General features: G+C 69.4%; 19 protein-coding genes. 3 read left to right on the plus strand and 16 right to left on the minus strand.

Annotated elements, in window-relative coordinates; all coding sequences use genetic code 11:
- Positions 1-17: 17 nt before the first annotated feature.
- From KOR34_RS20120 to KOR34_RS20145, 6 genes are all read right to left on the minus strand, one after another.
- A complete protein-coding gene (locus tag KOR34_RS20120; RefSeq protein ID WP_197531618.1) occupies positions 18-1,178 on the minus strand; it encodes a lipase family protein in 1,161 nt (386 codons plus the stop codon).
- Positions 1,179-1,506: 328 nt separating this feature from the next.
- A complete protein-coding gene (locus tag KOR34_RS20125) occupies positions 1,507-2,847 on the minus strand; it encodes a DUF7453 family protein (RefSeq protein WP_146567583.1) in 1,341 nt (446 codons plus the stop codon).
- 200 nt (positions 2,848-3,047) lie between these two features.
- Positions 3,048-7,067, minus strand: coding sequence for a PAS domain S-box protein (locus tag KOR34_RS20130; RefSeq protein WP_146567585.1), 4,020 nt, complete (start codon positions 7,065-7,067; stop codon positions 3,048-3,050).
- A 286-nt stretch (positions 7,068-7,353) separates the two neighbouring features.
- Entirely contained in the window at positions 7,354-10,197 is a 2,844-nt protein-coding gene (locus tag KOR34_RS20135) for a hsp70 family protein (protein ID WP_146567587.1), read from the minus strand.
- Positions 10,194-12,026: an Hsp70 family protein gene (locus tag KOR34_RS20140; RefSeq protein ID WP_146567590.1), complete on the minus strand. Its 1,833-nt coding sequence runs from the start codon at positions 12,024-12,026 to the stop codon at positions 10,194-10,196. The genes KOR34_RS20135 and KOR34_RS20140 overlap by 4 nt, the downstream gene beginning before the upstream one ends.
- Positions 12,027-12,054: 28 nt before the next feature.
- Positions 12,055-12,597 (minus strand): DUF2760 domain-containing protein, encoded by a 543-nt coding sequence (locus tag KOR34_RS20145; RefSeq protein ID WP_197531619.1) that lies wholly within the window; start codon positions 12,595-12,597, stop codon positions 12,055-12,057.
- Positions 12,598-12,774: 177 nt separating this feature from the next.
- Here KOR34_RS20145 and KOR34_RS20150 point away from each other — a divergent pair, with 177 nt between their 5' ends.
- Positions 12,775-14,739 carry a SpoIIE family protein phosphatase gene (locus KOR34_RS20150; protein ID WP_146567594.1) on the plus strand — a complete coding sequence of 655 codons (1,965 nt, stop codon included), beginning with the start codon at positions 12,775-12,777 and terminating at the stop codon, positions 14,737-14,739.
- A gap of 20 nt (positions 14,740-14,759) precedes the next feature.
- On the opposite strand, the gene KOR34_RS20155 is transcribed toward KOR34_RS20150, so the two are convergent.
- A complete protein-coding gene (locus tag KOR34_RS20155) occupies positions 14,760-15,467 on the minus strand; it encodes an RsmE family RNA methyltransferase (protein ID WP_146567597.1) in 708 nt (235 codons plus the stop codon).
- Positions 15,468-15,747: 280 nt separating this feature from the next.
- Here KOR34_RS20155 and KOR34_RS20160 point away from each other — a divergent pair, with 280 nt between their 5' ends.
- Complete coding sequence (locus KOR34_RS20160) at positions 15,748-16,563, plus strand: ExeA family protein (protein ID WP_197531620.1); 816 nt, start codon at positions 15,748-15,750, stop codon at positions 16,561-16,563.
- An 81-nt stretch (positions 16,564-16,644) separates the two neighbouring features.
- Positions 16,645-16,917, plus strand: a complete 273-nt coding sequence (locus KOR34_RS20165; protein ID WP_146567601.1) for a DUF4404 family protein — start codon at positions 16,645-16,647, stop codon at positions 16,915-16,917.
- Positions 16,918-17,141: 224 nt separating this feature from the next.
- Here KOR34_RS20165 and KOR34_RS20170 read toward each other — a convergent pair whose 3' ends face one another.
- The 9 genes from KOR34_RS20170 to KOR34_RS20205 all read right to left on the minus strand — a co-directional run bounded on the left by KOR34_RS20170 (position 17,142) and on the right by KOR34_RS20205 (position 26,156).
- A complete protein-coding gene (locus KOR34_RS20170; RefSeq protein ID WP_146567603.1) occupies positions 17,142-18,728 on the minus strand; it encodes a hypothetical protein in 1,587 nt (528 codons plus the stop codon).
- Between the two features lie 235 nt (positions 18,729-18,963).
- On the minus strand, positions 18,964-19,626 hold the full coding sequence (locus KOR34_RS20175; protein WP_228714716.1) for a hypothetical protein: 663 nt from the start codon (positions 19,624-19,626) through the stop codon (positions 18,964-18,966).
- Positions 19,627-19,837: 211 nt separating this feature from the next.
- Positions 19,838-19,996, minus strand: a complete 159-nt coding sequence (locus tag KOR34_RS26885; protein WP_197531621.1) for a hypothetical protein — start codon at positions 19,994-19,996, stop codon at positions 19,838-19,840.
- The gene (locus tag KOR34_RS20180) at positions 19,968-20,807 is read right to left on the minus strand and encodes a hypothetical protein (protein ID WP_146567605.1); all 840 of its coding nucleotides are present in this window, start codon (positions 20,805-20,807) and stop codon (positions 19,968-19,970) included. Before KOR34_RS20180 ends, KOR34_RS26885 begins: the two co-directional genes overlap by 29 nt.
- A gap of 275 nt (positions 20,808-21,082) precedes the next feature.
- Positions 21,083-21,298, minus strand: a complete 216-nt coding sequence (locus KOR34_RS20185) for an FmdB family zinc ribbon protein (RefSeq protein WP_146567607.1) — start codon at positions 21,296-21,298, stop codon at positions 21,083-21,085.
- A 101-nt stretch (positions 21,299-21,399) separates the two neighbouring features.
- Complete coding sequence (locus KOR34_RS20190; protein WP_146567609.1) at positions 21,400-22,044, minus strand: hypothetical protein; 645 nt, start codon at positions 22,042-22,044, stop codon at positions 21,400-21,402.
- Positions 22,045-22,096: 52 nt separating this feature from the next.
- Positions 22,097-23,125: a flotillin-like protein FloA gene (gene floA / locus KOR34_RS20195; RefSeq protein ID WP_146567611.1), complete on the minus strand. Its 1,029-nt coding sequence runs from the start codon at positions 23,123-23,125 to the stop codon at positions 22,097-22,099.
- 96 nt (positions 23,126-23,221) lie between these two features.
- Positions 23,222-23,818, minus strand: a complete 597-nt coding sequence (locus tag KOR34_RS20200; protein WP_146567613.1) for an NfeD family protein — start codon at positions 23,816-23,818, stop codon at positions 23,222-23,224.
- A 64-nt stretch (positions 23,819-23,882) separates the two neighbouring features.
- Positions 23,883-26,156 carry an NfeD family protein gene (locus KOR34_RS20205; RefSeq protein WP_146567614.1) on the minus strand — a complete coding sequence of 758 codons (2,274 nt, stop codon included), beginning with the start codon at positions 26,154-26,156 and terminating at the stop codon, positions 23,883-23,885.
- Between the last annotated feature and the right edge of the window lie 6 nt (positions 26,157-26,162).

The raw sequence follows: 26,162 nt of genomic DNA on the forward strand, positions 1-26,162 counted from the left end.
TTATCTCGTGTAATGACTCAGTCGCCTCGCATACTGATCCCGAGGAGCTGTCGGATCGAACCCAAATAGGCAGGCATCAAGTGATTGTCGATTTCCGGCACGGCCATCGAGTAGGCTCTGGGAGCGTCGTCGAAAACCGGTGGTGGTTCTGCCTTGAGTCGTTGCTGAAGTAGGCGACTTTCTTCTTCGGTCAACGGGGGTAGTGGGTGAGCTTGGAGAGGTTGGGCAGGAAGCGAGTCGTCGACACTGGATGAGGAGTACACAGCACGCGTACGTCGCCATCGACCGGGTCTCAACGTTCCGTTGAGTTCGACCAATGAGCCTGCGGGCTCATAGCCAGGTGGTGTCTTCGGTACGACGTCGCTGCCATTCACGAACCATGCGTATCGATTGTCAAAAAGGTCATCCAGGTGCTCGGCGAGATCAAGCTTCGCGACCATGGGTTGGCCGAACGTGATCAGCCCGGTGACTTTGTGTTCGCCCCGTGATTCGAGTCTGTAAGCACATACCGTTGCCAGAGCGCCGCCAAGGCTGTGCCCTGTGACCCACAGGTGCTTCGGCGCAAGTCGATCAAGCACTTCATTGATCTGGGGCGACAAGCCATCATACGCGCGATCAAAGCCCGCATGTATGCCGCCGTGCTCTGTGGGAGCCGCTCTAACAGCCTTGTTGACTCCCCAGTCAGACCATTCATTGAAGTCCGTACCCCGGAAAACGACAACTGCAACATCATCGATCGCAAGTACATATCCGACCATCGACCGGTCAAAGAGTGGAAAGCATCGCGAGAGACCAAGTCCCTCGTACCTTCCAGCAGCGAACACCGGCGGATCGTACGCGATATCGCTAATCTCCGCCAACGTTTCAACTACGGGCCAACGCGGATCTTCGTAGGCTTCCCACGGATTCTGTAGCCTCTCCACCGCAGTTAGTGAGGTATCGATTAGTCGGTCAGGGTCGAGCTCCTGGGGTGTAGTCTTTTTGCCACCCGGACCTCCCCGAAGAACTGCGAGAAAGCAGACCAAACTGAGCAACGCAATTCCACCTAGTACTCGCCATCGTGACCTGCTCGGGCGCGTCAGGGTGATCCGTAGGAAGCCCATCGCGATGCCGATGAGTGAGACGGCTCCAGCGATGCCGAGAATCAGCTCGAAGTACGTAAGAAACCAGTCGAACATCATCAAATCCCGCAGGAGTATCTGAACAACCGTCTATTGTCTCTGAATGTGGCCGACATCTCAATGCTGCACGGCTACGCCGAGTACCACTGGCTCAGCCACTGACACTAGCGTGCTGCGGAAGTCGCCCTAGAGACGCCAGTGGCACACGCAACCGGCTCGTTGCGCTGCAGCGATTCGGACAACTGCTGCGAACGCTATTTGAGGGTGAGTTTGTCAGGCGCCACGCCCACGTTGATGCCGCGTAAAAGCAGCGCCGCCCTCGCTGACGCTGCGGGTTGGGATGAGGGCGAAACCGGCTATGTTGCGGCGGCGGTTGTCGCCGCGGTTAGGAGGGCCGTCGTCTCATGAACGCCGACAGTGCCGCGGCCGTAACGACCGATACGCAAGCCGGCGGCGCCGGGGCGGCAAGGCCGACGCCCGGCGCCAACGCGTCGCGCCACACGGTGTAGTCCGCGGCGTCGACGACGCCGTCGCTGTTGCCGTCGGACTGATCGCCCGGCGCGGCGACCGGCGTCCCGTACTGCGACCGCCAGAGGTGGTAGTCGAGCGCGTCCACGGCGCCGTCGCGGTTGTAGTCGCCGGGGCGGATCGGCGCCGCGATCGCGATCCCCTCGCGCCCGTCGGCCAGCGCGTAGCGGAACGCAAACTGGCCGGCGTCGTTGTAGGCGTCGTACGCGGCGATCTCGGTGACGATCGAGCCGAACAGCGGGTCGCCCGTGCCGACCACGCGGTCCTCGTCCACGTCCGTGCCGTCGAACACGCCGATGCGGCCGTTGTCGAACACCGCGCTGAACAGCAGGCCGCCCGAGTTGTTGACGATCGCCCCGCCCAGCACTTCAAACGGCCCGGTGTCGTCGACCAGCAGGTCGGCCACGGGGTCGGGGCCGGTGAACAGGCCGGTGACGCCGGAGTCGAGCTCGGCGTAGAACGTCAGGTCGCCCCGGTTGTTGATGCGTGGGCTGATAAAGGTGGCGGCGAACGGCCCGGTGGAGTCGACCAGCGTGTCGGTCGCCGGGTCGGGCCCCGAGTAGAGCCCCGCCTCGCCGTTCGGCAGGCGCGCCTCGAAGACCACGTCCCCGTGGTCGTTGAGATCAACCTGCGTGCCGACCGACAAGAAGGGCCCGCTGTTGTCCACCAGCAGGTCGGCTACCGGGTCGGGGCCGGAATAGATCCCGGACACCCCGCCGGGTCGGCCGGCCTGAAACAGCACATCGCCAAGGCGGTTCATCGCGGGGAACAGCCCCACGCCGGTGACGCCGTCGGCCACCTGGTTGACGATCGAGTCGACCGCCGGGTCGGGGCCGGTGAACATGCCGGCGCCATGCAGGAAGCTCACCGCGTAGAACGCGACCTGGCCGCTGTCGCTGAGGAGTGGGAACTGGGCGAAGCTGGCGTCGCGGTAGGGCGAAAGGCCGTTGGAGAACGCCACCTGCTCGATCGAATCGCCCGCGGTGCGGAACAGCCCCAGGTCCGGTCGGGGACCGTCGTCGTCAAAGACCTCGGCGACAAAGACGACATCGCCCGCGTTGTTGATGATGGGGCTGCCCACGAACCCCACGAACGAATCGTCCTGCTCAACGAGCGGGCGGTACGCCCACTCACCGGCAGAGCAAACCGGCGCGAGCAGCAACAGGAGCGCGGCGGCGTCAACACGGAGTCGAGTCATAGCAGCGTCTACCGCGATCAAGAGGAGGGCTGACCTGCGATCCTAGAACCCTCGCGACCAGATTGCAATCAATCCCGGCCAGGATCGGCTCCCGCGGCGGGTTGGGATGGGGCGGCGGGGCGTTGGGGGGCGACGCGCGAAGCGCTTGATTGACGATCCGCTAGTCCGACAGCCTTAGGCCGGCGGGGCGAACGCCCGCACTAGTCGAGGTCGGGGCGGAGCTGGTGCTGCTCCAGCGCCTGGCGGACCATCTGGCCGAGCCGCCGGATGCGGAACGGCTTCTGCAGGAACGGCACGCCCTCGGTCAGCACGCCGTGGTGCACGATGGCGTCGTCGGTGTAGCCGGACATGTACAGCACCTTGATCGCCGGGGTCGACTCCGCCACGCGGCGGTACAGCTCAGCGCCGCTCATGCCGGGCATGATGACGTCGGTCAGCAGCAGGTGGATGTCGTCGCGGCGCTGGATAGCGAGCCGCAGGGCCTCGTCGGGGTGGGCGGTCTCGAGCACCTCGTACCCGAGCGACGAGAGCGTCTGCGACACCATCCGGCGGACGAGCTTGTCGTCCTCGACCAGCAGCACGGTCTCGGTCCCGTGCATCGAGTCGAGTTCCGACGCGGCCGGCTCGTCGTCCCGGCCGGCGGCGTCGGCGATCGGCAGGTAGACGCGGAACGACGCTCCGGCGCCCGGCTGGCTTTCGACGCGGATCGCGCCGCCGTGCTGCTTGACGATGCCGAAGGTGGTGGAGAGGCCGAGGCCCGACCCCTTGCCCTGTTCCTTGGTGGTGAAGAAGGGCTCGAACACCCGCTCGCGCGTGGCGGCGTCCATGCCGTGGCCGGTGTCGGTGACGGCCAGCATGACGGACCGCCCGGGCGGCTCGTCGCCGGCGTCGGAATCGTGCGGGCCGGTGTTGGCGGTCTCGATGGTCAGCCGGCCGCCGCGCGGCATGGCGTCGCGGGAGTTGATCGCCAGGTTCATCAGCACCTGCTCGATCTGCCGCGGGTCGACCTCCACCAGCCGCAGGCCGTCGGCGAGCCGCACGGCGAGCTGCACGTCCTCGCCGATGAGCCTCCGCAGCATCTCCTCGAAGTCGGCGACCACGTCGTTGAGGCTCAGCACCTGGGTCTGCAGCACCTGCTTGCGGCTGAAGGCCAGGATCTGCCGGGTCAGGCTCTTGGCGCGGTCGGCCGCCTCCTGCACGCACGCCAGCTGCGCGTAGGCCTCTTGGTCCTTGTCCATGGTCTGCATGACCATCTCGACGTAGCCGAGGATCGGCATCAGGATGTTGTTGAAGTCGTGCGCGATGCCGCCCGCCAGGCGGCCGATCGACTCCATCTTCTGCGCGTGCCGCAGGTGCGTCTCGACGTTGCGCCGCTCGGTGAGATCGACCAGCTGCACCGTGTAGCCCGAGATCGCGCCGGCCACGGTGAGCGGGCAGACGAGCATGTCGAGGTGCAGCACGCCGGTCTTGGAGGTCGGGAACAGCCCGGCTTGCTTGACGCGGCCGAAGTCGAGCTCCGTGGAGATGCAGATCGAATGCCCGCTCTTGACCTGCGCGATCCGCTCGGGCGTGTAGTCGGGCGAGTCCCACATCACGTAGCCCAGCAGACGCTGCTTGTCGTCGACGCCGAACAGGTCGAGCGTCCGCTGGTTGACGTCGACCAGCCGCCCGGACTCGTCGTACAGCTGGATGGCGATCGGCGATTGGTCGAACAGGCTGCGGAAGGTCTCCTCGCTCTTCTGCAGGACCTTCTCGGCGTGCCGACGCTGGGTGACGTCCTGCGACATGCCGATCATCTTGAGCGGTCGTCCGCGGTCGTCCCTCAAGACCTTCGCCACGTTGTGGATCCAGGCGACTGCTCCGTCGGGCCGGCAGATCCGGTAGTCGATGTCGAAGGGCTCGGAGGTGTGCTCTACCATCTCCTTGAGGTACCCCTCCCACCACTCGACGTCTTCCGGGTGGATTAGGGAACGAATCTGCTCGTAGGACGGCTCCCGGTAGCCGACCCCGAACACGTCGGACATGGGCGCGGACCAGACGGCCCGATTAGTGTCGAGCGTCCACTCCCAGCAGCCCGCCTGGGCGATGCTCTCCGCCTGCTCGAGCATCTCCTTGTGGGTGGCCAGCTCCTCGGCGGCGCGGCGGCGCTGCTCGGCGACCAGCGCGAGCTCCTCGGCGGCCTGTCGCCGCTCGGTGGTGTCCTGGGCGTGCATGACGATGTACCGGAGCTCGCCGTCGTCGCCGCGGACCCCGGTGCAGACCGCGTCGGCGCAGCGGATGGTCCCGTCGGCGAACCGGTACACGTCCTCGGTGCGGATCGGTCCGTCGGCGGTCTGTGCTTCCACCACGCGGCCGCGGATCTTCTCCTGCCACTCGGGCAGCTCGCGCCAGGCGGGCGTGTCCCAAAAGTACTGGCCGTCGTATTCCTCGCGGGACGCTCCCTGCATCTTCAGGCAGAGGTCGTTGACCTCCAGCACCCTGCCGTCGGGGGTCAAGATGGCGATGAAGAGGTACTGTTGGTTGAAGACGGTGCGGAACTTCTGCTCGCTCTCGCGCAGGCGGAGCTCGGTGCGTTTCCTCGCGGTGATGTCGATTGTCGACAGGTGCACCCTTTCAAGCGATTCCTCGCACCCGGGGACCACCTCCCAGCGCAGGGCCGTCTCGACCTCGCGCCCGTCGAGGCTCTTGGCCGACGCCTCGCACTCGTACTTGGTGAGCCCCTCGGCGATGGCGACCAGCTGCGCCCGGACCGCAGTGTACGACTTCTCGGTGAAGATCGCGGCGAGGTTCGCGACGAGCTGATCCTTCGACTCGGCGCCGTGAAGGTGGAGCGCAGCGCGGTTGACGTCCAGCACCCGCACCAGCTGCGCGCACTCCGCGACGCTCTCCGGGTGCTGCTCAAAGTAGGTTCGGAAGTCGGTCACGCCGTCCTGCCGGAGCTCTTCGATGCGTTTCTTGACCGCGGAGAAGTCTTCCTCCCACAGCGCAACGGGGCTGTTGTCGAAGAGCGACTGGAACCGCTCCTGGCTCTTCACAAGAGACGCCTGGGCGTCTTTGCTGGCGGTGATGTCCTGTGAAGCGATCACTACGCCGCGGACGGCGTCGTTGGCGAGGTGGTTCGCGCATATCATCCGCACCCACCTGAGGGCGCCGTCTTTGCGGTGGTGACGAACCTCGAAGGACTCCTCCCGGCCGGGGCACTCGACCACCCGGTCCCACGCCTGCCGTGCGGTTGTCGCGTCGTCTGGGTGGACGCGGGCAAACCCGTTCGTTCCCACGATCTCTTCCGGCGTCCACCCCAGCACCCGCTGAACGGAGGGGCTCGCGTACTGGATGGTCGCTTCGCGGTCGGTAACGGCGTAGACGGACGTGCTCAATTCGATCAACGATCGGAACCACTCCTCGCTCTTCTGCAGCGCCAGCTCGGCCTGCTTCCGAGCGGTGACGTCCAGCAGCTGCGCTAGCACGTGCAGGGGGGCGCCGTCGGCGCTGCGCACCAGCGTTGCGGTCACCGTCCCCCACAGGACGCAACCGTCCTTGCGCTTGTAGCGCTTCTCGAGGGAAAAGTAGTCCTTCTCCCCACCAATCAGGTTCTGAAAGTTCTCGATGGAATCGGGAAGATCCTCTGGTGCGGTGATGTCAGTAAAGCTCAGCGTGAGCAGCTCCTCTCGCTGGTAGCCGAGCATCTGGCAGGTGGAGTCGTTGACGCGGAGGATGCGTCCGGTCAGGTCGACGGTGACCATGCTGGTGGCGGAGCGGTCGAACATACACCGGAAGGTCTCTTCGCTCTCTCGCAGCTTTGTTTCCGCCTCGCGCTGCTGCGTGATGTCGCGGACGGTGCCGGACACGCAGTGGGGTTGGCCGTCGCCATTGCGGAACACTTCGCCGCGCGACTCGATCCACACGTAGGAGCCCGATTTGCTCCGCATCCGGTACTGAGACCGGAAAGGCTCCGTGTCCTGCAGCAGTTCGCCCATCCTCTGCCGGGCGCGTTGGGCGTCGTCCGGGTGGAACAGCTCGAGCATCCGATCGGACGTAGGGACGAACTCCCCATCTGCGTAGCCGAGCATCTCGTAGAACCGCGGCGACCACCAAAACACATTGGTGGAAAGGTCACGCCACTCCCAGTAGCCGTCCCGACTGCCCTGCAGCACCCGGCCGAGCCGGCCCTCGTCCCCGGCCGGCGACCCATCGGCCAGCGTGAGTTCGTTGGGGTTCATGGATTCCGCAGCTCCTCTGGGCTCCGTTGGCGCCGAGGGCTTTCGTTCCAATTGTCACCCAGGAGCAGAACATGCGCCGGCCGAGGGCCGATTGACTACTCGCCGGGAAGCCGGCTCGGGCTTGATGAGAAAAGACTGCAACGAAGGACGCGGCTCCGCCTGCCGGATGGGTCGCGTCCTGCCGGGCAGTTTAGTGCAATTCGATAGGTCTGGGAATCAGGATCTGCAGGCCACCTATTCGGAAAACCGCCCCGCTCGAGCATCGTCGGTTTGGACCGGTATCCCGCTACTCCGACAGCCTCAGCCCGGCGGGCAGGGACTCGCCGAAGGCGGATTGGCGTTCCTGGGCTTCCAGGGCGCCGCCGGTTTCGACGAGCTGGACGAGGTGGTCATTCGCCTCATGGCGGCGCAGCCAGGCGAGCACCGCGTCGCGGCGCGGCTCGGCGATGTCGCGGTGGCGGTCGTCGGTGCGGCGGGCGAGCTGCATCGCCGCGAAGTGGGCCACCGGCGGGTCGCCCGCCCAGTCCATGATCGCCTGCAGCCACCGCTCGGCGACCTCGGCCGGCACGACCGTGTTTAAGGGGCCGTACAGCGGCTTGCGTTGCCCCAGCCGGCTGAGCGTCCAGACCATGTCGGCGGCGCGGGGCGCCAGCTTGCGTTTGGGCAGCAGCTCGGTGATGGCGTCGCCCAGCTCGGTCTTGGCGGTGGTGGTCAGCAGCTCCAGCGCGCCGAGCAGCCGCCAGATCTCCGCGGTGCGGGTCGGGTCGAGCGCGGTGCTCATCGCCTTGGCCTTGCCGCCGCTGTACCGCCGCCGCAGCGCCCGCACGTCCGCCAGCAGCGGCTCGGCCAGCCCCTGCTGCGGCCCGTCCGCCAGCCCGCCGGCGAGCCGTCGCCAGAGGATCAGCGACTCGGGCAGCGAGGAGGGGAACGCCAGCTTGCCGCTCACCGCCCGCCAGGTCTGCGCGACGCGCCAGTCGTCGACGGCGAAGCCGTATCCCGGGCGGAGCGAGTAGCCGACGAGGTTCAGCCACCGCGACTCGTGGGCGGCGGAGCGGCGGCGGCCCGGCTCGCATTCCATCAGCGTTTCCCACAGCCGCCGCAGCACGGAGGTGGGCCACTCGTGCTTCGGCAGGTCGAGCGCGGCGGTCAGGCTCTTCATCAGCTTCGACGGCGGCTCGGCGGCGGACTCGCCGAACACGGCCTCGATCGCCGCGCGGGCGGCGGTCAGCAGCTCATCGTCGACAAACCCCTCGCCCTCGGCGGACGACTCGTGCGGCTTGAGGTCGGTCTCCGTGGTGGAGCGGACGTCGAACTGCAGCCGCCAGCTGCGCTGCGAGTCGACGCTGCGGCAGGAGAGCTCGAGCATGCCGATCTCCGACAGGTGCGCGTGCAGCCGCACTTTGGCGACCTGCGCGTCGGTCTTGCGGCTGGCGTGCAGCACGGTGCGGATGGGGGGCAGCGGGGTGAGCTCGGCCGGGTCGGCGCCGATCAGCTGGCCCGGCGCGTCGACCAGCCGCGTGCTCGACACGTAGATCGGGAACTCGACCGGCTCGGCGAGGGTGAGCTCGAACTCGAGGTCGCTGACCTCGAAGTCGTCACCCGCCTTGGCCACGCCCGGCGCCAGGCAGACGGCGCGCGGCGTCGGGCCGGCCACGCCCACGTAGTAGCTGCGGGCGAGCGTGGCGGTGATGCCGACGCCGTCGCCGCGGCGGACCATGCCGTAGTAGGCGGCGCCGCAGGCCACGGCCAGGTCGAGCTGCTGGCTGTCGAGCACCCGCGGCGTCCAGTCGGCGTCGGGGCCGGTGAACCACTCGCCAAGGGCCTCGACTAAGCGGTCGCGCAGCAGCGGCGACGCGAAGAACCCGCCGTTGAACAGCACCACGTCGGGCCGGGCCGGGTCGGCGGCGTCGGTGGGGCGGGCGCGGAGCGCGGGGAGCTCGTCACCGGTGTGGCGGTGGCAGGTCAGGAAGTGGGCCAGGTGGCGGGTGATGGCCGGGTCGGCGGCGAACGGCAGGCCGAAGTCCTGGAAGCCGGACTGGCCGCGCTGCGGCTGCGCGTCGAGGTCGACGCGCGGCAGGAAGCCGTCGACCAACAGCTTCGCGGCGTCGGTGCGGGTGACCTCGGCCTGCAGGCCGGCGGCGATCAGCTTCGACCCTGCCGCCGGCAGGTGGATGGTGAGCGACTCGGGCGCGTTGTCGGCGAGCAGGGTTTCTTTCACGCGGCGGGCGGAGCGGACGAGCGCCTCCCACTGCCGGCTCTCCAGCCGCCCGCCGGCGGCGAGCTGCGCCTCGACGCTCCGCGCGAGCGCCAGGTCCAGGTTGTCGCCGCCCAGCAGCAGGTGGTCGCCGACCGCGACGCGGTGGAACTCGAGGTCGCCGCTCTCCTGGTTCTCGCCGACGCGGATCAGGGTGAAGTCGCTGGTGCCGCCGCCGATGTCGCAGACCAGGATCTTCTGCCCCGGCGAGACCAGCTCGCGCCAGTCGTCCCGGTGGCGGTCGATCCAGGCGTGGAACGCGGCCTGCGGCTCTTCCAGCAGCACCACGCGTGGCAGGCCGGCCTGCTTGGCGGCGGCCAGCGTGAGCTCGCGGGCCACCTCGTCGAACGACGCCGGCAGCGTGATCACCAGGTCCTGCTCGGCCAGCGGGTGCTGGGGGAACCGATGATTCCACACGTCGTGCAGGTGGCGGAGCACGGCGGCCGCCGCGTCGACCGGCGAGAGCCGCTCGACGTCGGGGTCGCCCCGCCAGGGGAGCAGCGCCGCCGAGCGGTCGACGCCCGAGTGCGACAGCCACGACTTGGCCGAGCTGACGACCCGGCCCGGGCGGCTGGAGCTCTCGTCGCGGGCGAACGCGCCGACGGCCCACGGCTGGGGGGCGTCGCTCCAGGGGAGGGCGAACGCGTTGAACTGCTGCTCGGCGGCGGTCGCCTGGCAGAGGAACGATGGCAGCGTCGGGCGGTCGTCGACCTCGCCGGCCGCCACCACCTGCGGTAGCGGCAGCGTGCGGATCCGCCAGGGCGACTCCTTCGAGTCGACGTAGGCCAGCGCCGAGTTGGTGGTCCCGAGGTCGATGCCCACGACGTACCGGCTGGTCGGAGCGCCGGCGGCGGGCTCGTGAGGCTGCGCGGTCACGCCGGCGCCCCGTCGTTGGCTCCGTTTTCGGCCCCATTATCGGCATCGTCGCGGATGCTGAACTCCAGCTTCCAGCGGCGGTCAGACGTGGTGCTCACGCACCACAGCTCGAACACGCCCAGCTCGGTGATGCGCGACTCGAAGCGGACCGGCACGTACGTGTCCTGGTCGTCGCCGTCGGCCTCGAGGGCCGTTTCCAGCGAGTCGGTTTCCGCCAGTTGGTCCTCGTCGATGTGGGGCAGCACGTCGCCGGGCTGGTCCTGCGGCCGCACGGCGGAGCTGAAGAACCGGAAGTGGGCCGGCTCGCCCAGCACCAGGCCGATCTCGCCGGAGGGCACCTCGGCCTCGGTGCCTTCCTCCATGCCGAAGGGCACCACACACAAGGCGCGCAGCGGGCGGGGCACGCCCGGGATGGCGAGGCCGGCGGTCTCGACCCCGACGTAGTACGAGCGGGCCGTGCCGCCGCGGATCCGCATGCCGCCGTGGTGCTTGGTCCAGCCGTAGAACGCGGCGCCGCGGGCCACGGCGTAGGCCAGGTCGTGCTGGCCGGGCAGCTCCGCGACCGTGTGCCCCGCGGGCGACCAGTCGCGCAGCGCGCCGAGCACCAGCGAGCGGAGCGCGTCGGCCTTGAACACGCCGCCGTTGAACAGCACGTGCGTGGGGTAGGCGGCTTCGCCCTGGTCGCCGGCGTGGGCGGTGAGGAACGCCGCCAGGTGCCGGGTGATCGCCACGTCGGACTCGAACGGCAGCCCGATGTCCTGGAAGCCGGACGCGCGCTGCCGCTGGGGCTTGTCGGTCAGCTGGCACGACGGGAAGAAGCCGCCCACCAGCAGCTCCGAAGCCAGGTCGGACGGCACGTCGACGCTGACGGTGCCGCCGATCACCTTGCTGCCGCGGCCGAGCACCGACACGCGGTGCGTCTCGGGCCCGTCGGAGTCGAGCAGGGCCTCCTTGGCGTCGCGGCAGGCGTGCCACAACGACACCGACTGCCACGCGTCGAGCTTGACGCCCTGCTCGCCGAACAGGCCGGCCACGCGGTGCGCGAGCGCCAGGTCCATGTTGTCGCCGCCGACCAACAGGTGGTCGCCCACGGCCAGGCGCCGCAGCTCGAGCTCGCCCCCCTCGTCGGTCACGTCGATCAGGGTCAGGTCGGTGGTGCCGCCGCCGACGTCGCACACCAGCAGCCGGTCGCCCGACTTGAGGTCCTTGCGCCAGGCGTCGCCGCGTTCGGCCAGCCACGCGTAGAGCGCCGCCTGCGGCTCCTCCAGCAGCACCAGGTCGGTCGGCAGGCCGGCCGCCTCGGCCGCCTCGCGGGTCAGCTGCCGCGCGGCCGCGTCGAACGACGCCGGCACCGTCAGCACGACCTGCTGGTCGCGCGCCGGCGCGTCGGGGAACGCGGCGTCCCAACTCGCGATCAGGTGTTCCACGTACCGCTGTGTGGCCGTGACCGGCGAAACCGCGTCCACCTCCTTCGGCGCGCCGTACGGCAGGATCGGCTGCCGGCGGTCGACGCGGCTGTGCCCCAGCCACGACTTGGCGGCAACCACGGTCCGGTCGGGCATCTCGGCGCTGCGCCGCCGCGCATACTCGCCCACGCAGTACCGGCGGCCGTTCTCCCACGGCACGTCCAGCCCGCCGGACTCGACCTCGTGCAGCGGCGCCAGGTACAGGAACGACGGCAGCGCGCCGCGCTGCTCCACCGTGCTTGCCGCCACCAGCTGCGGCAGCTGCAGCAGCTGGACTTCGGGCTGCTCCGCGTCGAGCGGGACGTACGCCACCACGCTGTTGGTGGTGCCCAGGTCGACGCCAATCAGGTACTTAGCGCTCATCGTTGTGGTCGGCTCGGTCGTCCGCGATTCAGGTGACTTCGATCTCGGCGGGCGCGACAACCAGGGCCGCGTCGGGGCTGCCGGTCCAGGACGCGATCTCGCACTTCGTGGCGACCCAGCCCGCGTGCACCAGCGTGCCGGTGACCGGCGGCTGCTGCGAGAGGTTGCCCGTCAGCCGCAGCCGCCGGGTGTCGTAGTCGGCGGGCGCCTGGTAGGGCTCGCCCTCCGCCACGTCGGCGACCGGCGCCAGGGCGAACACGCGGTCGAGCACCTTGCCGCAGTCCGAGAGCACTTCCCGCGCGGCGGCGCCGATCTGCGCGTCGGAGTACCCGTCGAGCGACTCGCTGACCAGGTCGACGAACCGGGCCTCGCGCTGCAGGGTCGCCAGCAGGGCGATGGCGTCGCTCCGGCCGGTCTCGGCGGGTGGGGGGGCGACGGCCGGGCCTTCGGCGGGCGGCGGCAGCTCCGCCTGCGGAGCGGATGCGCCGTCATCGAGCTGCTGGATCGTCTTCCCGAAGTCGGCGTCGAATAGCACCCGCGCAAAGCAGCGGAGTGCAAGCATGAGTCGCATAGTGGTTTCCTGGGCGGGGCCGTCGTGGCCGGGCGGCGGTAGTCGGAGCCTCATCGTACCATTTGAAGCCGCCAGCGATCAGGCCTCGCCGGGGCGCTGTGGCCGCGGCTGACGGCCGCAGCTCAATCCGCTAGAGTAGCCCGCAAGCCCGCCCCAGCTCCCGCCTGCAGCCTTGCAATGCCGACCCGACTGTCGATCAACCTCCTGGCGCCCGTCCTGTTTGGAGTCCCCGTGCTGGCCGTGGGGCTGTGGCTCTCGTTGGCCTGGAATGCGCAGTCCAAACGGGCGGTGGCCGAGTTGGCGGAGCAGGGCATCCAGCAGATCCACCAGTCGGCGTCGACCAAGATCACCGACGTGCTCTCGACGCCGGTGCAGGTCTGCCGAGTGAACGAGCACCTGGTGGCCTCTGGGTTGCTGCCGCTGGACGACCTGCCCGCCTGGCGGCCGACCATCCTGCGTCAGGCCGAGGCGTTCGACACGCTCAGCTCCATCGCGTGGGGCGGTGCAGACGGCCGCTCCGCGTGGGTCACCCGCTACGCGGACGGGTCGGCCTACTGGGCCCTGAAGGCCGACGGTGACGCCCCGACCATGCAGGAGTGGCGGCTCGGCGCCGACGGCCAACCGACCGATGCGCAGGCCAAGACTTTCGACTTTGACGTGGGTCAGCGCCCCTGGTTCACGACCCCGCGCGACGCCGGCGGTTCGGCGTGGAGCGCCCCGTACGTCTGGGTCGGGGGCGTCGACAGCAGCGGCGTCACCCTGGGCATCTCGTACGGCATCCCCCTGTACGGCGACAGCGGCGAGTTTATCGGGGTCGTCGACGCCGACTTCTCCCTCAACGACCTGTCGGAGTACCTGGGTCGGCAGTCGATCGGCAAGACCGGCGTCGCGGCGTTGCTCTCGCCCGATGGGCGGCTGCTGGCGACCTCCGCCGACGCGGCGGTCGCAACGCAGGACGGCGGGCTGGTCCGGCTGGCCGACAGCGACAACCCGCTGCTGGCCGCGGCGGGCGGCGTGATCGAGCAACGCGACGGCGCCGCCGACGCGCTCGTGCCGCTGCTCGACGAACCGCACTACGTCACGACCTCGCGGGTAGGCGACGGCGTGGGGCTCGACTGGACGCTCGTGACGATCGTCCCCGAGAGCGACTTCACCGCCCACATCGAACGCGAGTACTCGCGGAGCTGGCTGACCAGCCTGATCGCGATGTCGCTGGCGGTCGCCATCGGCCTGTTCGCCGCCCGCTGGCTGGTGCGCCCGCTCAACCAGCTGGTGACCGCGGTGCGGCGGATCGGCCAGGGCGACCTCGACACGCAGATCGAGGTCCGGCACGCTCCGGAGTACGTCAACCTGGCGGCCGAGGTGAACCGGATGGCCGCCGGGCTTCAGGACCGCATGCGGATGCAGAAGTCGCTCTCGCTGGCCATGGAGGTGCAACGCAACCTGCTGCCGACCGACTCGCCCGAACTGCCCGGCCTGGAGATCGCCGGCCACAGCACCTACTGCGACGAGACCGGCGGCGACTACTACGACTTCCTGGACGTCTCGGGCAGCGACCAGCACACGGCCGTGCTCGTCATCGGCGACGTCATGGGGCACGGCGTCGCCGCGGCGCTGCTGATGGCCACCGCCCGCGGCATCCTCCGCAGCCGCTCGGCCGTGCCCGGCTCGCTGGCCGACTTCCTTACCCACCTCAACGACATGCTGGTTGAGGACACGCAGGGCGAGCGGTTCATGACCATGCTGCTGGTGACCGTGTCGTCCAAGACGCACGAGCTGCGGTGGGCTTCCGCCGGCCACGGTCCGCCCATGATCTACGACCCCACCAAAGACACCTTCTTCGACCTCGAGGGCGGCGGGCTGCCGCTCGGGCTGATGGACGGCGAGGACTACGAGGAGTACCAGCTGCCGCCGGTCGGTCCCGGCTCGGTGATCTTCGTCGCGACCGACGGCCTGGAAGAAACGATGAACGCCCGGCACGAACAGTTCGGCATCGAACGGCTGCAATCGCTCGTGCGCGAGAACGCGGCCAAGCCGGCCGAACAGATCAGCCAGACCATCCGCCAGGCGATCGCGACCTACCGCGGCGCGGTGTCACAAGCAGACGACCTGACGTTTGTCGTGGCGAAGGTGCTGGACTGACGGCGCCCTGCCCCGGCGCGTCACCAGTCTTCCCGCGCGGCGATCGCCACGGCGGAGGTTTCAATCCGCAGGATTGTGCGGCCGAGCGACAGCCGCGACCAGCCGGCCGCTTCGGCCGCGGCGACCTCGGTGTCGCTGAAGCCGCCCTCGGGGCCGATCAGCCGCCACGCCTCGGTGGCGCCGCCGGCTGTGGAGTCGGCCGCCGGTTGGTCGGCGCCCTCGCCGGGGTGGGCGATCCGCCGGCTGGCGGTCGGGGGCGCGAGCGTGAGCGCGGCCTCGAAGGGAACCGGCTCGTCGATGGTCATCAGCACGTTGCGGCCGCACTGCTTGGAGGCCTCAATCACGCCGCGGCGGAGCTTGTCGAGCGCCCCGCCCGACAGCTTCGCGACGCTCCGCTCGGTGACCAGCGGGACGAGCCGTGTGACGCCCAGCTCGGTCAGCTTCTCCACCAGGTACTTCTGGCGGTCGCCCTTGGGCAGCGCCACGCCCAGCACCAGCGGCCGCGGGCGTTCGCGGTCCACGTCGCGGCGTGCTAGCACGCGGGCGTCGACCGTGGACCGCGTGCTGGCGGCCACCTCCGCGTCGAACTCGGCGCCGGACCCGTCGAACAGCGTGATCGCGTCTCCTGGCTTGGCCCGCATCACGTGCAGCAGGTGGTGGGCCTCACTGCCGGCGAGCTGGGCTGTATCGCCGGTGATCGGCTGTTCGCAGAAGAAACGTTCGCTCACGGCAGCGTATCAGAGCAGGGGTGGTTGAACTCAGGTGTTGATCGTAGCCCCCGGCTCTGCCGGGGGATTGAATCATGGCAACACTTTGCACCTATGCTGTCTCCCAGCAGAGCCGGGGGCTACGAGCCGATCAACGGGACGGCCCGCACAATGCTCGCCCATGCTAGCAAGCGTCCCGCGGCGCCAGTTGGCGTTGAGTCGGCACGCCGGCAGCGCCGATTATGACGAACAGCCCCGCCCGCGCGCAGGCGCCGGGCCGACTCCTCCGTGGGAACCAAGCATGTACCTGAAGCACTGGCAGCTGGACTACTCGCCGTTTGGCACGACCATCGACCCCACGCGGGCGTACCCCTCGGAGGCGTTGGAGGAGGCCGCCGCGCGGATCCAGTACCTGGTGGGCGAGCGGCGGCGGGTGGGCGTGCTGCTGGGCGAGCGGGGGCTGGGCAAGACCGCCACGCTGGCCGCCACCCAGCTTCGGCTGCAGCGGGCGGGCGCCGCGGTGTGCCGGGTCGACGCGTATGGGTTGTCCCGCCGCGAGCTGCTGTGGCAGGCGGCCGAGGGCCTGCAGGCCGGGCCCGACCCGACCGACGACGAGGCGCGGCTGTGGCGGCGGCTGTCGGACCGCGCGCGGCACCTCAAGTGGCAGAACCTCGACGCGGTGCTGATGCTGGACGACGCCGACCAGCTGGGCGCCGACCTGATGCGGCAGCTGGTGCGCCTGCTGCGGCTGGACCCCGAGGCCGACTCGCGCTGGACCGTGGTCCTGGCGACCGACCCGGAGCGGCTGGCCCGGCTCGACGAGGCCGTGCTGCACGCCATCGACCTGCGGATCGACCTCTACCCCTGGACGCTGGACGACGCCGCCGGCTTCGTGCAGAACGCGCTGTTTGAAGCCGGACGCACGGCGCCCGTCTTCGACGACGACGCCATCGCCCGCCTGCACGAGCTGACCGCCGGCGTGCCGCGGCACGTGGTCCGGCTGGCCGACTTCGCGCTGGTGGCCGGCGCCGGCGCGGGCGCCGAAGCGATTGACGCCGGCATCGTCGAGCAGGCGTTCGAGGAGATCAGCTGGTCGCCGCCGGTCGCGGCGGGGTAGGGCGGCGCGGATTCGACGGCGTCACGGCCGACGCTGCGCGGTACAATAGGCCAGACCCCGAACCGCACCCCAGGCGCCCCCATGACCCACGACGAACTGGTCGCCACGCTCCGCAAGCTGCACGACGAACTCGCCCAGGCCGACGGCGTCGACGCCTCGACCCGCGAGGCGTTCGCCCGCGTGTCGGCCGATATCGAGCGGCTGACCGACCCCGACCAGCCGACCACCGATGAGGACGCCGCCGCCGGCCGCGAGGGCCTCAACGGCCTGGTCACCGAGTTCGAGGCCGAGCACCCGCAGATCTCGGCGATGATCGGGCGGATCGCGGACGCGCTGGCGCAGTTGGGGATCTAAATATTCTCCGAGGTGGGGGCCCCGGGGGCGCTCCGCGATAGCGGAAGCCCCTGCGACGCACCAACCGCGTCGCGTACCTCTCGGGGGCTTCCCTGCGGGAGCGCCCCCGGCGCCCGTGCAGCCATCGCGACCAGGGGAGATGCCCCAGGCTACGATAAGTAGTGTAGGGTGCATGAAATGCACCGGCTCTGTGACCGGTTGTGTGATGCGTTGCACGCACCCTACTAAGCGCCATCCCCCGAGGTCCGCAGCGCCGCGAGCTTTTCCCTTAGCTGCGTTAGCTGCCGCTCGAAGCTGGCCTGCTCGATCCGCACGCGTTCCAGGATGGTCTCGCTGGAGGAGCGGATGGTCTCGGCCGGCTTGCGGATCTTGTCCAGGTTCTGCGCGCTCTTCTCGATGCTGTTGATCGCCTTGTCAATGCTGGGCCAGTCGGCCTCCTGGGTGTCGGTGCCGCGGTGGAACTCGACGGCGCACGCCTTGGCGATCTCCAGCGCCGCCAGCAGGTAGGCGTCGGTCGCCGGGTCCTCCGGGTCCCATTTGACGAGAACGTCATTCCTATAGCGGACTAGGGGACGAGTCATAGCTTGAGAGGATTGCGCGAAAACGAAAACGCCAAAATCGGCTTTCCGATTTTTCCGAGCCAGATCGATCTCTTCGCGTGCCTTTACGACGGTGTACTTCCCGTCGTCTTTCGCTTCGACGACATACCGTGCTCCCGCCCCTTGTGACTCAGGGCCAAGCTCTACAACCACATCACCAACTTTGCGACGGCTGACAGCGCCTGTAGATGCGCCCGTGCGATCTGCAAGATCGCCGCTCCGCTGGCCGAAGTCCATCACGAACTCGGCCACGGCCTCCTCGAACAGGTTGCCGTGCTCCGGCGAGCGGGCGTCGGAGTCGCGCTTCTGCGACAGCCGCGCGAGCGTGATCTTGACCTCCTCCTGGAACTCGACGTTGGTTTTGACCTGCGCCTCGAGGATGGTCAGCAGCTCGCGCTTCAGCCGCGTGAGCGACGAGTGCTCGTTGTCCAGCGAGAACTCGCTGGTGATGGTCCGCTGCGCCCGCTCGACGTTGCCAACCAGCCGGTTGAGCGCGGAGTCTTCCTTGTTGAGGTCGAACTCCTTAACCACCTCGTCGATCTTGCCCTGCAGGTCCTTGCTGAGGTCGCCGTGGCGACTGGTCAGCTCGCGGACCAGCTTGAACAGGGCGCCCTCGTGGTTGTCGAGCGAGAACTCCCGCTTCATCTGCTCCTGCTGCTTGGTCAGCTCGGCGTCGACCGTCTTGCGGAGCGTGGCCAGCAGGCCCTCGGACTGCTGCGGGTCGAGCTGCCTCAGCAGCGGGCCGACCATCGCCTCGACGCGCTTGGCGAAGGGCGAGCCCTCGCCGTGCAGCTGCACCTCGAAGAAGCGGGCCAGCTCGCCGTCCTCGCTCACCAGCCGCTGCAGCCGCTCGGGCAGGCGGCCGCTGGCGGGGTCGAAGTACTCCTTCAGCACCACGGCGGTCCGTTCCTGCGTCTTCTCGCCGTGCTCGGCGAGGGTCTTCTGCAGGTTCTCCAGCAGCTCGGCGCTGGCGTTCTTGACCAGGTCGGCGTCGATGCGGCTGTTGGCGTGCCGCAGCGCCAGCACGCCGATCCGCAGGGCGTCCAGCGCGAAGTCGCTGCGGGGTCGGCCCTCGGGCACCTCGGCCAACGCCTGCAGGGTCTCGCGGTCGCGGACCAGCAGCTCCAGCCGCATCAGCGCGGCGGGCTCCAGCGGGTGGTCTTCGAGGGTGGTGTCGTCGTTGTCGTCGTCGAGCTCGGGGAACAGCGACATGCGCGAAGGACTCCGTTCTTCGGAAGCGAGGAGCAGGGGCCGGCCGCGGGCCCGGGTGCTGTACAGGTGTACTATCGCGGAACGCGGCGGCCGCGGCAAGTCGGGCGGCATAACTACAGAGGGTGGTGGGGGCGCACACGACGGGAAGCCCCCGTGGCGTAAGGCTCCAGCGCTGACGTATCAGGGGCTTCCGCTAGCGCGGAGCGCCCCCGCCACCCAGTGCATGCGGCGCAGCTTACGCAGGCCGCAGGGTCAGCTCGCCGCACGCCTCGTCCACCGCGGCGCGCATCTCGGGCAGCAGCCGCGTGAACTCGGTGGGGATCTCCGGCAGGCGGACCCGTTTCATCACCTGGTTGAGCCGCATCAGCAGCCGGTGGTCGTCGGCGTAGTCGGCCAGGAACCGGACCTCGACGTACTTGCCAATGAACCAGGCCAGGTCGCCGGCGGGGCGGGCGGTCATCTGCTCGACCGCTTGCTGGACGAACGCGGCGTCGACGCGGGCGACTTGCTCGTAGTACGCGGCGAGCAGCGGCGGGTCCTGGGCGATGAGCGTGGCGTCCAGCAGCAGCTCCACCAGGATGTGGCCCAGGAACCAGGGACGCATGCCGTCGGCGTCGCAGAAGGCCTCACGCAGGCGGCGGGCGAAGTCGAGCGACAACCGCGTGAACGCGGCCGACTCGTGGAACCAGTGGTCGTCCGCGTGGTGCCGCGTGACGCCCCACGCCAGGTCCGCCAGCCGCGAGTCGGCGTCACGCAGGTAGGGCTCGGCGTGGCGGGTGCGGCACTTGGTCCGCTTGGCGACCACACCCAGCCAGTCGGGCACGGCGACGCCGGCCAGCGCGTACACGCCGCGGCTGGGCTCACGGAGCAGCGGCAGCGCGTGGGCGAAGTAGTTCACGTGCTCTCCGTAGCACTCTTGCTGAGCAATGCCGGCTGTGCGGCGTGGTCGGGGAGCGTCGCGGCAATAGGCGGATGCCACAACCCCCCGACTTCAGCCGGAGGACTGCGTCACCTGAGAACTGATGCTCTGGCATATCCCCCCACCGAGCGGGGGGCTACAAGCGAACAGCTTTGCTGCCCGCGAACCATTGAGCGGCGCGGAGGGCCCGCTAGCCGCTGAAGCGGCTCAGCTCGAGGTACAGGAACAGGCAGCCGAACAGCATCGACAGGAAGGCGATGATCAGCATCACCGTGTAGATGTTGGTCTTGGGCTTCTGGACCAGAACGCCCCGCGGCGCGTTAGCCGAGGTTGAGTCGAGTTGCGACACGGTCACTCTCCTGGATTCGGCCTTCTTGGAAACGGGGGTCGATGCGACCGATCGCGCGGTCGGGTTCGGTCGAGAGGATCTCGGCGCGGCCCAGGTAGCGGGTGCCGCGGAAGATCTCGACCGTGTGGCCCTTGCGGAGGCCGTCGTCCTCGCCGATGGATACCTGGATCAGGATGGTCGAGCCGCGGCGGGCGACGCCCGTCACGACGCCGTCCACGCGGGGCGTGACGTCGTCCATCGTGGCGCTGGGGTCGAGGCCCTCGGCCTCCATGACGCTGGTCATCTCGCCGACCTGGGCCAGCAGGCTGGTGCGCTGCTCGATGGTGTTCTCGAGCTGACGCTGGGCCTGGTGCAGCTCGTCGGTGGCTGCCAGGGCGCGGTTGATCGCCTCGTCGGTCTCGTTCAGCGCGACGCGGATGTCGCCTCGCAGCTGCTGGTTCTCTTCGGTGGTGTTGTTGATGCTCTGCTGGGTGCTCGCCACGGCGGCGGTCGCCTCGGTCCACTCGCCGCGGAGGTCGTCGACCTCGCGCTGCAGGTTGGTGGTGCGTCCGGCCAGCACGTCGCGCTCGCTCTCCAGCTTGCGGACCTGCTGCAGGGCCGCCTCGCGCTGGGCCTCTAGCTCGCTCTGCAGCCGCTCGAACTCCGACTCCTTCTGGCTGAGCCGGTTCTGCGCCTGGGTGAGCTGGGTCTGGGCCGTGTTCGCCTTCGCCTGCCAGTCGCGGTGCGTCGAGTACACCACGGCGGCGAGCGTCATGAAGATGATGCTCATGATGAAGATGAACACGACGAAGATCTTGCCAATGAAGTTCATCGTTGCTTCCAGTGTTCCTGGGACCGCTCCGGGGCGGATCTTGCCCTCGCGGCCTGGGGCTGGGCGCCCCGGGTTCCGTGCCGTGCGCCGCCATGCGTAACCAGCCGCGTCGGTCCCAACGCGGCCCCGGCGGCGTCCAAGCGCCGCGGAGAAACTTCAGTATAGTCAGGCCGTTTCCGGGGTGTCAATTTACGCGCTCTGCGTAAACCAAGGCCGGATAAGGGCTTGGGAACCGGTTGTGACGGCCGCGCCGCCCGCCCGCCCGACGCCGCCGCTCAGCCGCCCGGAAAACAGGCGCAACCCGACCCGCACGACCCCGGCGGGGGGCCGTCGTCCCGCGGAGAACCGCCCCCGGAGGGCGCCGCGGGCACGCTCAGCAGCTTCATCAGCTGCTCGCCGCCGCACTCCGGGCAGACCGGCTTCTCGTCGCCGCGGATCAGCAGCTCGGCGGGATTGTCGCAGTCGCGGCACAGGTACTCGTACAGGGGCATAGCTGGTCGGTCGCGTAGGGGAGGGCTGTCGGGCCGGGCGGCCGCCGCGTGGCGCCCGGCCTGTTATTCAAACGTAGCTCGCGGCGGGTTGGTTCGGGGGATCACCAGCGGTCGGTTGGCCGCTGCAGGATCTCGTTCAGGATGATCGCGTTCCGCACGCCTTCGGGGTTGGCCAGCATGGCGGCGATCTGCTCGCCGCCGAGCGTGGCGGCCAGCGGGTCGACCTCCGGCTCCGGCTCTTCCTCCCGGCGGCGGAGCGTGCCGAGCCGGTGCTCGAACTTCGCCTTGAGCCGGGCCTCGAGTTTCTCGTCGGCCAGGCCAACCTCTTCGCCCAGGTGGGCGGCCTGCTCGGCGAGCTGCGACTCGGCCAGCGGCCGCACGTGCTGGGCGACGTGCTCGCTGACGGTGTCGCCGTGGTAGGGGCTCGGCTCCAGCGGCGCGGCGATCTTGCGGGCCGGCTGGTCGGCGTCGTCGAGCATGATCGGCTCGACGGCGGGCTCGGGCTCCTTCGGCGGCAGGCCCTTCGCGCGGCGGAGGAACTCGTCCACCTCCGAGCGGAGGTCGGCCTCGCGCGGCGCGCCCGGCTTGGGTGGGGGTGCCGGGCGGTTGCCGGCCGGTTTCGGCTTGGGCTTCTCGCCGCCGCCCAGCTCGGTCAGCACGTACCGCAGCACCACGAACACGATCACCACCAGGTAGCCGATGATGTCGGTCCAGTCGGCGAGCAGCAGTGCTTCGGGCTGGGGCATCGGGGTGGTGGCTGTTGGTTGGTGGTTTGCTGGCTGGCCGGTGGGCCGTGTGCTATCGTTTGCCGGCCTTGGCGATCGCGTCGCGCATGTCGGTGTCGGCCTGGACGTTCTGCAGCTTGTAGTAGTCGAGGATGCCGAGTTTGCCGGTCTGGAACGCGGCGGCCATGGCGCGGGGCACCTCGGCCTCGGCCTCGACCAGCTTGGCGCGGCTCTCCTCGATGGTCGAGAAGTTCTCCTGCTCCTTCGCCACGGCGTTGGCGCGGCGGCCCTCGGCCTGGGCCCGCGCGACGCGGGTGTCGGCCTCGGCCTGGTCGGCCTGCAGGCGGGCGCCGATGTTGTCGCCGACGTCGATGTCGGCGATGTCGATCGACACGATCTCGAACGCCGTCTGCGAGTCGAGCTTCTTAGCCAGCACCGCGCGGCTGATCCGGTCCGGGTTCTCCAGCACGTCCTTGTGCGTGTCGGCCGAGCCGATCGCGCTGACGATGCCCTCGCCCACGCGGGCGATGATGGTCTCTTCGGTGGCGCCGCCGATCAGCTGGTCCAGGTTCGCGCGGACCGTGACGCGGGCCTTTACCTTGAGCTGGATGCCGTTCTTGGCGATCGCGTCCAGCGAGGACCGCTTGCTGTTCTTGGCCGGGCAGTCGATCACCCGCGGGTAGACGCTCGTCTGCACCGCCTCGAGGATGTTGCGGCCGGCCAGGTCGATGGCCGTGGCCCGCTTGAACTCGAGGTCGATGATCTTCGCCTTGCGGGCGGCGATCATCGCGCGGACCACCAGCGGCACGTTGCCGCCGGCCATGTAGTGCGCCTGCAGCGCGCTGGAGGTGACGCCGTCCGAGTCGCCGATGCCGGCCTGCACGGCCATGATCTTGCTGCGGACGATCACCGACGGGTTGACCTTGCGGATCCACATCCAGAACAGGTCGAACAGCCCGATCCCGGCGCCGGTCGTGATCGACTGGATCCACAACCGTGCGAATCTGGCGAATATCGCCAGGACGAAAAGCAAGAACAGCAACCCTGCGACCGCAATGATCAGCGCTAGGGTATCGCCTTGAGCGAGCGGGAAGAGCGGCATTTCAGGTGGTCCGAATGGGTGGGTATCCAGCTACGTTGTAGGAGTTCGCGGGGCGGAGTTCAACCTTGCCGGGTGCGGGCGGTCGTTGCACCGCCGCTACGCCAGCGGGTCTTCCAGCGAGTCGATCCCCAGCTCCTCGATCGGCCGCGTCAGCAGGTCGTCGGGGTTCTGGTTGGCGGGGCGGTCGCCCTGGTCGGCGGGGCGGACCATTACTCGGTTGCCGCGGACCTCCACCACCTTGACGTACTGGCCCGGGTCGATCGCCCGGCCCTGGCTGATGGCGTCGATCATCTGGCCGTCGATCTCCACGGCGCCGCTGGGCAGCATCTTGGACCGGGCCACGCCCACCCGCCCCACCAGCGCGTGCCGCGGGTCGTCCGGCAGCACGTCCTCCTCGCGCGGCGCCTGGCCGATCATCGCCTTGCCCATCGGCGTGTGCGGCAGCACCTTGAACGCGCCGATCAGCAGCAGCGGGACCACCACCACCAGCCCCAGGCCCATCCCCAGGCCGCCGCTGGCACCCGCGGCCTGGTACGCGTAGTAGATGCTGGCGATCAGGCTGCACGTGGCGAAGAACCCGATGATGCCGCCCGAGGGGATCAGCACCTCCGCGACAATCAGCAGGCAACCCACCATGGCCAGCAGCAGGGCCAGGCCCAGCGGGGAGACCAGGTTGAAGTCGGCGAGGAGCATCGGGCTGGTGGGTCGTAGGTGGTGGTTGGTGGTCTGTGAGGCTGCGCGTTAGCTGGGGGCGGTGTCAGGTCTTCTTCACCATGACGCGGCTGCCCTTCGCTTTGACGACGACGATGCGGTCGCCGCGGTCGATGACCTCGCCGTCGGCGATGACGTCCAGCAGCTCGCCGTCGATCTCGGCCTTGCCGCTGGGCATCAGGTTCGTGACCGCCGCGCCGGTCTGGCCGACCAGGTGCGCGTAGTCGGCCAGCGACTCGCGGTGGTCCAGCTCGGCCAGCTCGACCTCGTCGGCCGGCGCCAGCATCATCCGCCGCACGCCCGGCGCGTGGGGCAGGTACCGGCGGAAGGCGAACGCGGCGATCATGCAGCCCACCATCGACAGCACCACCAGCGTGATCGACTCGCGGAGCTCGCCCATCTGGCCCTGCGTCTTGGGGATCACGAACGTCTGGCTCACCAGCACCAGCGAGGCGAGCACCATCGCGATGCCGCCCAGGCCGAAGATGCCGAAGCCGGGCAGGACGAAGGCCTCCATCAGGATGAAGAAGATGCCGAACAGGAACAGCAGCACCTCCAGCCACTCGGCCGTGCCCGACAGGAAGTGGCTCCAGAAGAAGAGCAGGAACGCCACGCTCGCGACGAACCCGCCGACGCCCAGGCCGGGCGCGTTGAGCTCGATGTAGATGCCGCCGAAGCCGATCACCAGCAGCAGCCCCGCCAGCCACGGGTTGGCGAGCGCCTCGACCAGCTCGAGCGCCCAGTTGGGCTGGGCGACCGGCGGGTCGGCGTCGAAGCCGTAGAGCTGCTTGAGGTCGTCGTAGCTGTCGACCACGGCGAACGCCACGCCCAGCCGCTTGGCGTCGGCGGACTCGAGCGCCAGCACGGCGCCGGGCTTGGTCAGCTCCTCCTCCTGCCGCCACGCGTCGGGGTTGGGCTGCGCGGCGAGCTCCTCCTCGTTCATCAGCCGTTGGCCGCCGGTCTCGCGGTCGGTGTAGCGGTGGAGCGTCTGGCCCGGGTCAACCATCGCCGCCAGCAGCGACCAGCTGTGGCCGCCGTGCTCGGCGAGCGGGCCGCGGATGCTGGCCAGCGTCGCGTCGACCTGCTGCTGGGTGAGCCGGTTGGGGTTGGGCTTGTCGTCTTCCGGCCGGGCGCGGCCCGGTCGGTCGCCGGGGGGCGGCATGCGGCGGGCGGGGCCGTCGGCCGCGGGCGGCTGGACCGTGATCCCGCCGCCGATCGTGGCGCCGGGGTGCATCACCAGCTGGTCGCAGGCCAGCGCGATCAGCGCCGCGCCGCCGGAGGCCTCGACCGGCACGTAGGCCACGGTGCGGACGTCGGACTCTTCGAGCTCGGCGAGGGTCGCGGCCAACTCGGCGCAGAGGTCGATGCGGCCGCCGCCGGAGTTGATCCGCAGGCCGATCCAGTTGACGCCGCGCTGGTCCATCTCGCTGCCGATGAGCGTCTTGATCTGCTTGAGCCGCCGCTCGGTGAGCTCGCCGTTCAGCTCGATGAAGGCGGGCGTCCAGTTGGCCAGCGTGGTCTGGTCCTCCTGCACCGCCGACTCGGGCAGCGCCAGCACGCGGGCGAGCGCGGACTCGTCCCGCACGCGGTAGTCGATCCAGCTCTGCTCGCGGGCCTCGCTGCCGGTGAACACCGCCAGCGCGCCGGCCGGCGAGAGCACCTGCGTGTCGATCACGGTCCGCTGGGCCTCGAGGTCGTCGAGGTCGCGGCGGAGCACGAAGTCGACGCCGGTCTCGTTCTCGACGCGGAGCAGCTCCAGCCGCCGGTCGATCATGGCGAGCGCCGCGGCGGGCGGGATGTTGCGCCGCGCGGCGGCGATCTCTTCGTACACGGCGGCCATGCCGGGCTCGACCGGGCGCGCGGGGTCCTCGTCCAGGCCCGCCTCGCCGAGCTCGGCGTCGGGCGACATGGCGATCTCTTCGCAGGCCAGCGCGACCAGCACGGCGTGGCCTTTGACCGTCTGGGGGAGATAGGCGATGGTCTTCACGCCGGTCATGTCGCGCAGCAAGAACCGCGCGAGCGACAAGCAGCGTTCGAACTCCGACCCGCCGGCGGCGCCGTCGCCGTCAAACTGGAGGATGAGGGTGGGGCGGCCGTCGCGGTCGGGTGCGGCCTGCCGCTGGAGCTTCTCCGCGGTGCGAGTGAGCACGCCCTGCAGCGCCTGGTCGTCGCCGCCGGTGAGCGGAAGCCGCAGCTTCACCAGGCTGCCAACGGGCTCTGCGGCTGACGCGTCCGCGCACCCGGCGAGCACCGCTGCTGCGACTGCGCACGCCAGCAGCCCGCGGAGGCGAGCGCCAGCATCGAACGTGGGGCGGATCATTCGGAA

This window comes from Posidoniimonas corsicana, assembly GCF_007859765.1.
GTDB lineage: Bacteria > Planctomycetota > Planctomycetia > Pirellulales > Lacipirellulaceae > Posidoniimonas > Posidoniimonas corsicana.